Below are 12079 nucleotides of genomic sequence, written 5' to 3' on the forward strand. Positions count from 1 at the left end.
CTTGCCTCAAGCCTTTTTTAGCCGTGTCACGAACAGTGTAGGTGGCATTGATCGTGGTCGACGGGCCAATGATGTTATTTAGCCGCTAGTTCATCTGCGACACCTCTGGCGCCTGCTCTGCCAGGGGTTGCTGGCGGTCGGTTTCTTCTTGCAAAAAGTCGATGATCGACTGCGCGGAGTGTTCATCCAGGCGCAGGTTGGGCATCGAAATCTTGTCGAAACGCTGGTACAGCTCCAATGCAACCGGGTCTTTCTCCGCGAGCATGCGGTCCGGCTCACGAATCCAGCGGTTGAGCCAGGCCGGTTCGCGCAGGCGGGTCACGCCGATCAGGTCCGGGCCGATGCTGCGCATGCCGATGCCCTGCCCGTCTTGCGGCCCCAGGCTGTGGCACGAGGCGCAACGGGTGCGAAACAGCTCTTCGCCGTTGCTCGGCGGGCGAATCTCGGGCGCATTGGCGTAGCTTTCTTCAATGCTGGGCTGTTTCCAGTTCTGCAAAGTGTTGGCCAGTTGATCGGCGAGGATCCACGGGTTCTCGAAGGGTGAGGCCTTCATCCAGCGGCCCGTTTGCTGATTGCCGACGATCAGGCTCAGGTTGTGGTCCTTGCTGCGACCGTTGTCGACGCCTTCGATAAACAGCCCGAGCTTCTTGCGCAGGTCGGTGACGTCGGCGAATTCGCCGGTGAGGAACTTCCAGCCCGGCCCGACCTTGAAACGTTGCGCATACGCCTTCAGCACCTCGGGCGTGTCGCTGAGCGGGTCGATGCTGATGGAGTAGAAGAAAATGTCCTGACCGACCCGGTCGCCGAGCAATTTCTGTACTTGGCGCAGGCGTGCGGTTTCCAGCGGACAGGAATCGCTGCACGACGTGAAGATGAAATTGATCACCACCACTTTGCCTTTGATCAGGTCATCGAAAAAATGCACTTGCTGGCCGTCCTGGTCGGTCAGCAACGTGTTGGGGAAGTAGTCGCCACCCCACGGGGTGGCGGAGTCCTGCGGTGCCAGTTCATGGGCGAGCAGCACCTGACTGGCCAGCAAACAAGTGACCAGAACCAGTATCAGGTGCATGCCCAGAGCGCGGGAGCGCGGCGTGTATAACGGTTTTTCGGCTCCCCGGCGGTTCATTTTTTCACCGCCACTTGTGGGCCAAAGCCATCGCCGGTGCGGAAGGTTGGCAGCGCGGCGGAGTTGACGTAGCGCACCCCATCCCAGCTCGGCAGCGGGGTCGGCATCAACTGGAATTGCCCGGGCTTCTCAATGTCCCAACGCAGCAGCATCGAGTTGTCTTCGTGCTGGGTGTTGTGGCAGTGCTCCATGTAGGTCCCGGCGAATTCGCGGAAGTTGATCGCCATCTCGACGTTGTCCAGGCCATCGGCTTCCGAACCGATGCGGTACACGTCCTTGCGCGCCCATTTTTCCCATTCCGGTGGCGCCTTGCCGCCGCGACTGAGGATGATCCCCTCCTCGAAGTGCACGTGTACCGGATGGCTCCAGCCCTTGCCGCCGAGCTTGATGTTCCACACTTCGAGGGTGCCGAAGCCCGTGGTGCCGGCATCGGTCGGGCCGGTTTTCAACTGGGTGGCTGTGTTCAAGCGCCGAGGGTCCATGTGGAAGCCGAAGCCGCCATCGGTCTTGACCGTCCACGGGGCTTCATCGGTGCCGTCGGAACGGCCGAAGGTGAAGGTGCGGTGACGGGCGTTGGCCAGCAGTACTTTGTCAGCAGCGTTGTCGCGATGGATTTTCAGCGGGATCATCACCATGCCTTCGGCTTTGCCCGGTTTGGCCGGTTCATAGGCGGCGGGGTCCATGGCCAGGTCCTGACCGGTGTAGGCCTTGACGTTGAGCTGCAAGACTTTGCCCACGCCCGGGTCGCCCTTGTCCCACTGCGGGCCTTTGCTCGATTGCTTGATCACCGCCAGGTATTTCTCCGACAGCACATCCCCCAGGGCGATCGGCTCTTTCGGGCCTTTGCCATCGTCGTGGGCCATCAGGTTGACCACGAACAGTTTGTCGCCAGGCTTGATGCCGTTTTTCGCGAAGTTGACGATGATGTCGAAGCGCTCGGCGATGCCTTGGGTCGGCAGGATCGCGTTGTGGTTCTGTTTATCGCCGTCGGCGTCCAGGTCCATGGTGCCGTCGAACGGCACGCTGTGTTCCATGATGTTGCCGTCGTTGGCAATCATGTGAAACGGTACGCGGGCATAGGAAACACCCGAGTTTTTCGGCCCCTGGAACTCGCCGCTGGTGCCTTTGATCTCACGCACCACCGCGAATTTGAAGTAGCGCGACACCGAACCATTGAGGATGCGGAACCGATAGCTGCGGGCGCGCACGTCCAGGGTCGGTTTCCACTGCCAGTTGACCAGCACCTGGTCGCCGAGAAAGCCGTCGGTGTTGAACGGGTTGAACCACAACTGACCGTTTGCGTCCCACGCCTTGTCGGCGAACACCAGGTTCACGTCGTAGTCGCGGTTACCCCATGGCAAGGCGCTGCCGCTGGGGAAACGCAGGTTGACGCCATCGTTGACCGACTCGTTGCCACGGTCCAGGGCGCTGTAGTAGTTCATCATCGCCGCGTTGCCCTTGTAGACGTTCTGCGCGGTGAAATCGAGCATGTGGTCGTGGAACCAGTGGGTGCTCATGGTTTCGCGCCAGTCGCCGCGGATCTTGATCGTGCCGTGGTCGCAGGTTTTGCGGCTGGGGCTGAGGTCGTTGGTCCACAGGGTTTCGCCGGGCGAGCACGGGAATGCCGCGCGGGGGTCATGGGCGTCGGTGTTAATGCTGTCGTAGCCGGCCAACTGGATCGGCCAGCGATAGTCGTAATACTGCCCCGGAAAGAAAAACGCGTTGGCATAGCCGTCGCTTTCCGCTGGCGCGTGGCCGTTGTGTTCGTGAGTGCTGATGGTGTGCAGGCCAAAACCCATGTTGGCCGACGGGTCGATCGGCAAACCGTTGTAATGACGCATCATCACCGGTTGGCCATAACGCACCATCAACAGCTTGGGCGGCAAGGTACCGTCGAAGGTCCACACTGAGTTGTGGTTCTGCACCGGCATGTTCGGGTGGAAACGCGGATCGACGCCTTTGGAGGTGCCATCGGTGGCCGGCACGCCCGCCACGTTGTGATACAGGCCGCCGGGGCCGAATTCGCCCAGGGCATAGCCGTGCATCTGATGGCTGTCACGCCAGCCGCTGTTGAGCCGCGCCCCGGTTTGCACGGTTTTGTAGGCCACTTGCGGGTAGAACTCGTTCCAGCGCTGATGCGACCAACCCTTTCCAGGCGGACGACCTTCAGCGGAAGAACCGATATGCCGATTGAGGAACACCTCGATCTGCGCCTGCCACGGGTTGCGGTCCACCACGTTGGAGAACTGGCTGGGGAATGGCGTCAGCCCCGGTTGGCGCAAGAAGGCATCCAGCGCGGCACTCGGTGGCGCACTGCGAGCGGCATTGGTCGGGTCTTGTTGGGGCAACGGGCCAACGGCGGCCGGCGGAAAGCCCAATGGAGCCGCCGGGGTGGTGGGGTCGAGTTTTTCCGGGCCGAACTCTTCGAACAATATCAGTTGCTGGGTGAACGGCTGGGCGCCGAACAACGGGCTCGGCTTGCCATTAGTGGGGTAGTTGAAACTGGTCTGTACCGTCGGCGGCAGGACGTTTTCCTTACGCGTGTCGTCGCGGCTGCCTTTGACCCCATCGGGCAGGTCGAAGGAATCTTCGTTGGCCTCGGGCATGGTCAGGATGGCATTCAGGGCGGCGGGTTCATCAGCCGGTTCGTCGTAGTAAGCCGAGGGATCGGAAGGCTCGGGCTGGCGCTCATCGTCGATCGGGCTGGCGCGCAACGGGCTGGCGCCCAGCGTCATCGTCAGGAGAATACTCAGTGGGGTCAACAGGCCAAACCACTTGCAGGGGTGCCGCGCTTTTGTGTCCATCACCAGCCGCCTCGAAGTCGTGAAGGGGGTGATAGGTGTTTTGCAATTACCTCGCCACACTTTGAAACAATTTACACAAAAGCATTAATACCTGAGTGAACAATGGCTTATGAACATCACCCGGCCACTATCGGCGCAATGACTGGGCCATGACACCCGCTAACGGGGAAAGTTCATCCCCGATTTCAGGGGATTAACTTGAACGACAGACGGACGCAAGTGCCCTCGCCTTCCCGGCTGCCGAGTGTCACCCCGCCACCGAAACGCTCCATGATGCGCTTGACCAGCACCAGCCCGACGCCAAGCCCGCCGGCCTTGGTGGTGAAGAACGGGCGGAAGGCCATGGTGCGCTGTTCTTCGTTCATGCCTTTGCCGGTATCGCTCAGCACCACGCACACGCCCTGGGCATCGGTCGGTTCCAGGGTGACGGTCAGCGTACCGCCCTTGTCCATGGCTTCCAGCGCATTGGCCACCAGACTGTTGAGGATCTGCGTCAGTTGTACTGGCTGGCTCAGCACCATGGGTGTCTGTCGTGGATTGAACACTACGCTGACTTTCGCCCGGGCAATCTGCTGCTCGAACGCCGCGAGGCTGTCGTGAATCGCCGCCACCAGGTTCACCGGTTCGGGGTCGTCGTTAAGCGGGCGCAAGGATTGCAGCAATTCGCGGACCCACTTCGACATGCGATCGACCTGGCCGATGATGTCGTGGATGTTCTTGTGCGCCGAGCCGCTGTCGAACTCCAGGGCCAGCTCGGCGCTGGAACGGATGGTCGCCAAGGGGTTGCGCAGACTGTGGGCGACCGCCGAGGACATCTCGCCGAGGGCGACAAAGGTTTCGTTGGTGATCAGTTGTTTTTGCTGTTGCGCCAGCAGGATCGCGGCGCGCCGCACGATCCAGTACAAGCCCAGGTAAATCAGACCGCCGCCCAGCGCCGTGGCCAGCCAGATCAGCGCCAGGCCGCGCTCGATGCGGCTGATCAGGTCCTTGGGTTCCTTGTAGATCTCGACCATCGCCGTGACGTTCTTGCCGTCGGCGTCGAACAGCGGAATGTAGTTTTCAATAAAGATGAAGTCCGGCGGTACGACGAACTTCTGCTCCATCCGCGCCTCATCGACGTCGTGATAACTGGCCGACACCGGGATCTGAAACTCGAAGGCGTGATCCAGGTCTTCGTCGGCGTGAATCCTGGTGCCCATGAGTGCCGGGTTGGTGGACCAGATCACCGTGCGGTCAGGGGCATAGACGTTGGCCAGAATCACATCCGGCAAGTTGGCGATATGGTCGAGGAATTCGTCCCGGGCATTGGCACGGGCCGCCGGATCGACGTCGGGAAAGTCCTTGTCCTGGCGCGGGTCGACCAGTTCGCCCATGGTCCGAATATGGGGGATCGCTACATGGCGCACCTCGGCCGAGGCAATCGCCTGAATGAATTGCGCGGTCAACAAGGCGTCGCGCTGCACGCTTTCGGTAATCACAAACTGCGTGGACACCGCCCCCAGCGCCACCGCCACGGTGCCGATCACCGCCATGCTGATCAGCGAAAACCAGCGCAGCAGATTGAACGGCTGCTTGCGTGAGCTCAAGCGAATGTCGCCTTCCTCAGGCCGGTGCGTTGGTGCGTGCATGTTCATGGGCGATGATCCAGGCGATTCCCCTATAGAGGGGGTATAGCCCAGTGTTTGGGGTTTGACCCAATGCAAGCAAGCTAAGCAAATGCTCGGTGCTCGCGGAGCACCAGCCCGACGCGATCCCCGTAGGAGCGAGGCTTGCCCGCGAAGAACGATAACGCGGTGCACCAGACCCGACGCCATTCCCTGTAGGAGCGAGGCTTGCCCGCGAAGGGGCCGTGTCAGCCGACACGTGTATTGACTGACACACCGCTTTCGCGAGCAAGCTTCGCTCCTACAGGGTCCAGCGATTAGCCGGGCTTGTGGTTATCCAGCATCCGATTGGCCGCCATCTCACCCATCAGGAGCGACCGATGCAACACCAGCATCGTATGGCGTCGCGGGCCGTCCGTCAGCTCGACGAGATCGTTGACCATCTTGCGGGCCGTTGATAACGATTCGTAGACCTCGACCAGCAACGTTTCGTCATCCACCGCTGCGTCGATGGTGAAGAAGGTGCCGCAACTGCGGGGCGGTATCTGCGTTTTCGTCGCCCCGGGGTTGAGGTAGTGGTTGAGCGCGCGGTCGGCCGACGCTTTCAGTTTCTCGGGATCAAGATCGAAAGAGGCGTCGTAGGGTACTGGATTGGTATTTGGGGGGTTGGGTGTAACTTTGAACATAGATGGAACTCCTGGACAAGATATTAGGAGCCATCACCCTTCGCTACCAAACGTTGGGTGGCGGCCATACGCGGGTTGGTAGACCGGTCCAGGAACCCGGCGCGCCCGAAGGCGCCCTGCGCATGGCCACCATAAAAACCGAGAGAAAACCGGCCTTTGCAGAGGTGGCGCTATGCGTCTGGAATACCGGGCTACCAAACCCGATCACTGTTTTGCAGTGACCCGGAAACGATATAGCCCACCCCTCAGCCGCACAAGCCGGCGGATTCTGGCGTACGCGTAGGCAACGGCGCAAGGCGTTGTAGCCGTTTATGACGTAACACCGGGTGTCTTTAAACACATAGCCTGGACTGTGTTTAAAACCAAAAAAACACAAGAAGCGCTCTGACCGTTTCCCGGGATAAAAAACCTCTTGCCCAAGTCGCGACATCTGACGCTATCATTACGCCAAATGTCGCATTGGAGGACGCCAGCATGTCCGCAGTGAATCAAGTAGACGAGCCAACAACCCAATCCAGAGGCAAAGCAGCCTCAAAGACACTTAGCCGAAAGCCTACAGAAGTGCTGTTGCATGGTCGCAAGGGCGATACGCCGTTGCTGATCATCCGCTATACGCAGGAAGGCTTCAGCCTGAGCGATGTCCGGGACATGCTGTCCACTTCGGCGTTGTACATGGAGCACGACCTTGTCCAGCGCATCACCGGTAAGTCGGTCCGCACGGTCCAGCGTCTGGTGAAAGAAACCAAATCGGTGCGCCTGAACCAGCAGCAGAGTACGGTTGCCTTTCAGTATGCGCAGACGCTGGAGCACGCCACCAACGTGTTCGGCAGTCAGCAACTGGCGGAGGACTGGCTGAAGAAACCCTGCAAATACCTGGACGGCCATGTCCCGCTGGAACTGATCGACAACTCGCTGGGCTTCCAGGTGGTAAAGGACTACCTGACCCGGATTGAACACGGGGTCTATCAATGAACCCATTACCCTGGGACGGGACGTGGCACGCTTGGCGCTTAGACCGCGAGATGTACAAGGACACGTGGGACAGTGGCATTGGCGCGCAACAATCCGGCGGCCGATGGAACTCACCCGGCCGCCGGGTGATTTACGCGTCCGCCGACCCGTCAACCGCCATTCTGGAAGTCGCGGCCCATGTCGGCTTCGATACCCTGGACAGGGTGCCGCACGTGCTGACGTGTTTTGAGGTGCTGGACCCGAGCACCATTAAGGTGGTGCAGCCCGAAGATGTGCCGAACCCGAACTGGCTGATCCCTTCGCTCCCTTCCCCCAACCAGAAGCAGTTTGCCGATGAGTTACTGGCCGAGCATCCGTTTGTGCTGATCCCCTCTGCGGTGACCCGCCATTCGTGGAATTTGCTGGTGAGCTGCGACTTGGCGGCGGATCAGTTCAAGCTGATTTCTCAGGAGCGGTTCGGATTGGACACGCGGTTGATCAAGCTGGAGTGAGCTTACCTGCGGCGTGATTCCCCGCGCCTGAACCTGTGTCCCCACTTGCCCCATCCACCCCCAAACCTGGGGACACTCGCCCGCCCCAACCTCCCTTCCTCAATCCCCCTCCAACACCCCGCAGCCCCTAACCCCGGCCCTCTCCCGCCCATTCCCGCCGATTGGTATGCAATTTGCGCTAGCCCTCGCAACTGGCCCGTCTCCAAGGGACAGGCACTCCGATAGAGGGATTAACTCATGCACCCTTTACTGTCCAAAACCGCGGCCGCGCTGGTCGTTTCCGCTCTGGCCCAAGGCGTTGCGCAGGCGGCGTTGTATGCGGTCGATCCAGGTCCTTACCTGCCCGCCAACGGCTCGTTCGCCGGCTGGTATCAAGACACCCACGGCCGAACCCTCGACCTGTGCCTGTCCAAAGCCGTCAGCTCTCGGGTGCCCAGTGCGCCGGGCGCGCCCACTTACATGTGCAACTTGCTGCCGGCACCGGGGATCTTCGACGACGCGCAACCGGTGGTCTTCCCGACCAACTTCCCTGACGAAGCCTTCTGGTTCACAGCCGACGGTGCAATCGTCGATGCGGCCAGGGGCATCGACCTGACCTATGTCAGCGCCGTCGAAGCCGCCTTCAGCGGCGGCGACCCGGTAGAGGGCGATCAGATCAGTTTCGCCCGCATCCGCATTCGCGTGGATGTGCCCACTGCCGGCACCTACATCATCACCCACCCCTATGGCGTCGAGGCGTTCACCGTCGATACCCCCGGCCGCAAAGCAATCAACATGACCCGGGACATCGGTATCGGCACCCCGAAAACCTACGACGGTGCGCTCAAGGGTGACATCGGACCGTTCCTGCGCAGCGTCAACGGCCCCTACACCGAAACCAACCCGGTGACCGGCCAGGCTGAGAAATTCATCGGCGACCCGAACCTCTCCGAAGCCGTGACCGGCAGCCCGTTCAATACCAACTTCATCCGCATCGAAGGCCCTAACGGTATCGACCTGCGCACCACGGTGTTTGCCATCTCCGGCAAGTTATCGACCGTGGTCCGGCCGACCCCGATGATCACCCAGCGCGGCACTTACTCGCGCAAATCCGGCGCCAGTGCGCCGGTGGCCCAGCAAGATGTGTTCGTCATGGCCCCGCCACCACCGGCCACCGTGACGCTGGACAGCAACAACCCGGCGCTGCACCTGACCGAAGCCGACACCACCGGCAACTGGTACGCGCAATCGTCGACCAATCCGAGCTTGCCCAGCACTTTGCAAGTGACCGCCGACAATCACCTGGCCATTCCCACTAGTACACCGACCACGCTGTCGATGCCGTTGACAGATCTGGTGGTGATTTCCCGCGCCGAATACAGCCTGAGCACCGGGCAACTGACCCTCGTGGCCTCGACCAGCGATGAAACTTCGCCGCCGGTACTCACCGCCACCTCCGGCACGGGTGCCGCCATCGGCGCGCTAAGCGGTGACGGTGCGGTGAAAACCCTGGCCACCGGCATCTCGCCGATTCCGCCGGCCAAGGTGCGGGTGACGTCATCCAATGGCGGCAGCGATACCGAAGAAGTGGTCATCGTGCAATGAACGCTCTCATGCCCAGATCCGTATCAGGAGGCATCATGAACAATTGGCCACGCCTGGCGCTCAACGCCCTGGGACTGACTCTATCGCTGTCGGGAAGTGCTTTCGCGCAACTGGCGGCGGTCGATCCCGGCCCCTACACCTTCGCCACCGGGAAATTCCCGATGTGGTATCAGGACAACAATCTGCTGTCGATGGAACTGTGCCAGTCCCGGGCCGCTAGCTCACGGGTACCGGCCAGTGTGCCACCGGCCTACATGTGCACCCTGCTGCCGACGCGCGGGCATTTTCGACGACACCCTGCCGATGGTGTTCCCGGATAACTGGCCGGACGAATCCTTCTGGTTTCTAGCCGAGACCACCATCCCCAACAATGCCGCCGGTTACGGAATGGACGCCTACGTGGCCGGGATCGAAGCAGCCTTTGCCTCGGGCACCCCAGCAGATGGTGACCAGCAAAGTTTCGCGCGGATTCGCCTGCGGGTGAACATTCCCGTCGCGGGGACTTACACCATCACCCACCCGTATGGCGTGGAAACGGTCAACGTCACGGCCCCTGGCCGGCGGGCGATCAACATCACCAAGGATGTCGGCATTGGTGCCCCCGGTGATTTCAGCGGCGCATTGAATGGTGCTATCGGGCCATTCCTGCGCAGCCTCAACGGTCCCTACACCGAAGTGAACCCGGACACCGGCGCTGTGGAAACCTACGTCGGCGACCCGAACCTCACCGAAGCGGTGACCGGCAGCCCGTTCAACACCAACTTCGTGCGCATCCAGGGCCCGGCCGGGACCATCCAGACCAACCTGTTCACCGTCGCCGGCAAGGTTCTCGATAACCGTGCGCAAACCCCCGTGGAGATTGATCGCGCGACCTACCGCCGCACCACCTCCGGCACCGGTAACAGCGCCCGGGTGGAAGTCTTCGCCAAGTCCAATAACGGCTCGACCCTGTGCTTCCGCGACACCCTGGCCCTGGTGGTCGGCCCTCCGGCTTCGCCCTGCCAGACCAGCCTGATCGGCGACAACAACGGCTTGTTCTTCGGTCAACATCTGGCCACCGGCACCTTGCCGAAAACCGTGGTGGTCACCGCGACCAACCCGGCCGGCACCACACGGCCGACGGCAGTCTCAAGCAAACTCACGGACCTGGTGAAAATCCAGACCGCGCGCTACAGCTGGAGCAACCACAGCCTGCTGATCGAAGCCACCTCCACTGACGAAGTGGCCGTGCCTGACATGGTTGCCCAAGGCTACGGACGCCTGTCCAAATCCGGGACCTTGCAACGCCTGACCGTGGCCGACCTGACCCAGCCACCGGCCAGCGTCACGGTCAAATCCGCCGCGGGCGGCAGCGACACCGAGGCCGTGGAAGTGGTCGGCACCGCACCGGACACCGGCGAAAACCAGGCGCCGCTCTCGGTGGCCGACACCGGCAGCACCAGCTTCGGCGTGCCGATCACCCTTAACCTGTTGGCCAACGACAGTGACCCGGACGGCAACGTGCCGCTGAGCATCACCGCCCTGACCCAACCCGCCGCCGGCCAAGGCACCGTCGCGTTGAGCGGCACCACGGCGGTGGTCTACACCCCGCCCGCCGTCGTCACCACGCCGCTGACCACGACCTTCACCTACAAGGCGCAGGACGTCAAAGGCCTGGCTTCGGCCACCGCCGCGACCGTGACCATTACCGTGGCGCCGAACCGGCCACCGGTAGCGGTTAACGACAGTGTCGCGACCCTGGGCGTGGCAATCCCGATCAGCGTGTTGGCCAACGACACCGATCCGGAAGGCAACGTGCCGCTCGGCGTCGCCAGCCTGACTCAACCAGCGGCCGGTCGCGGCACCGTCAGCACGGACGGCACGGTGATTACCTACACCCCACCGGCCACGGTCACTACGGCGTTCACCACGACCTTCACCTACTTTGCCAAGGACAGCTTCGGCGCAGTGTCGACGGCACCGGCGACGGTCACCGTGCAAGTCTCGCCAAGACCTGCCGCGGAAACCTTCACCGTGACCACCGCCACGGTCCAGGCCCGCTCCAACAACCGCTTCAACTGGGACTTCGCCGGGACTTCATCGGTGACCACCGGCAACACCATCACCATCCAGGTGTCCACCCCGACCGGGCTGGTAACCCTGGGCACCACCACGGTGCCGGTGACCGGACGCTGGCGGTTGACGATCAACAACAGCACCACCGTGGCGCCATCGGCTAACCCGACGGCAACCATCCGCTCGTCCCAAGGCACCGTGCGTTCGGTGTCGGTGACCACGCTCTGAGCCTTCGCCCCGCCGACCTTTAACGTCGGCGGGGCCAGCCTCTTGACCAAGGACAACGCCATGCAAACGCCGACCGCCGCCCTGCTCTGCCTGCTTCTGCTCTGCAGCGGCGCAGGCGTGCGCGCCGACGATTTGATGGACAACGACGACCTGGCCCCCAGCGCTGATCTGGGCGAGTTGCCAGCGCCGATTGGCCAGCAAGCGCTGATCAATCAGCTCGGCCAGGCCAACGTCGCGTTGTTGCAACAGAACGGTCAGGGGTTGCTCGGACGGATCGTCCAGTCGGGCAGCAATCAGGAAGCCTGGATCCTGCAACAGGGCAGCGACCTGATGGCCCAGATCACCCAGCAAGGTTATGGCAACGACGCCTCGATCACGCAGACCGGCAGCCACAACCGCGCGCAGATTTCCCAGAACGGCAATAACAACGACGCCAGCATCGACCAGGCCGGCACGGGGCTTTCCAGCGCCGTGACCCAGTCCGGGAACGGCATGAGCGTTTCGGTCAAACAATATCGCTAAGCACTGC

The 12079-nt window shown here is 61.9% G+C and carries 8 protein-coding genes and 1 pseudogene; 5 read left to right on the forward strand and 4 right to left on the reverse strand.

Features of this window, described 5'->3' with window-relative positions:
• Positions 1 to 85: 85 nt before the first annotated feature.
• The 4 genes from ACZ89E_RS10695 to ACZ89E_RS10710 form a co-directional block, all read right to left on the reverse strand.
• A complete protein-coding gene (locus ACZ89E_RS10695; RefSeq protein ID WP_476255606.1) occupies positions 86 to 1126 on the reverse strand; it encodes an SCO family protein in 1041 nt (346 codons plus the stop codon).
• Entirely contained in the window at positions 1123 to 3930 is a 2808-nt protein-coding gene (locus tag ACZ89E_RS10700; protein ID WP_476255607.1) for a multicopper oxidase domain-containing protein, read from the reverse strand. The genes ACZ89E_RS10695 and ACZ89E_RS10700 overlap by 4 nt, the downstream gene beginning before the upstream one ends.
• Positions 3931 to 4115: 185 nt before the next feature.
• Complete coding sequence (locus ACZ89E_RS10705) at positions 4116 to 5564, reverse strand: sensor histidine kinase (protein WP_476255608.1); 1449 nt, start codon at positions 5562 to 5564, stop codon at positions 4116 to 4118.
• Positions 5565 to 5851: 287 nt separating this feature from the next.
• Complete coding sequence (locus tag ACZ89E_RS10710) at positions 5852 to 6220, reverse strand: DUF6124 family protein (RefSeq protein ID WP_476255609.1); 369 nt, start codon at positions 6218 to 6220, stop codon at positions 5852 to 5854.
• 474 nt (positions 6221 to 6694) lie between these two features.
• Between ACZ89E_RS10710 and ACZ89E_RS10715 the strand changes: the two genes are divergently transcribed.
• The 5 genes and pseudogenes from ACZ89E_RS10715 (at position 6695) to ACZ89E_RS10735 (ending at position 12072) form a co-directional block, all read left to right on the forward strand.
• Positions 6695 to 7192: an antitoxin Xre/MbcA/ParS toxin-binding domain-containing protein gene (locus tag ACZ89E_RS10715; RefSeq protein ID WP_476255610.1), complete on the forward strand. Its 498-nt coding sequence runs from the start codon at positions 6695 to 6697 to the stop codon at positions 7190 to 7192.
• Complete coding sequence (locus ACZ89E_RS10720) at positions 7189 to 7683, forward strand: RES family NAD+ phosphorylase (RefSeq protein WP_476255611.1); 495 nt, start codon at positions 7189 to 7191, stop codon at positions 7681 to 7683. Before ACZ89E_RS10715 ends, ACZ89E_RS10720 begins: the two co-directional genes overlap by 4 nt.
• Positions 7684 to 7920: 237 nt before the next feature.
• Entirely contained in the window at positions 7921 to 9267 is a 1347-nt protein-coding gene (locus ACZ89E_RS10725; protein ID WP_476255612.1) for a hypothetical protein, read from the forward strand.
• Between the two features lie 35 nt (positions 9268 to 9302).
• Positions 9303 to 11550, forward strand: a pseudogene (locus tag ACZ89E_RS10730) (Ig-like domain-containing protein).
• A 60-nt stretch (positions 11551 to 11610) separates the two neighbouring features.
• Positions 11611 to 12072 carry a curlin gene (locus ACZ89E_RS10735; RefSeq protein ID WP_476255613.1) on the forward strand — a complete coding sequence of 154 codons (462 nt, stop codon included), beginning with the start codon at positions 11611 to 11613 and terminating at the stop codon, positions 12070 to 12072.
• Positions 12073 to 12079: the final 7 nt, after the last annotated feature.

It is taken from the genome of Pseudomonas sp. TE3899, from assembly GCF_056279105.1.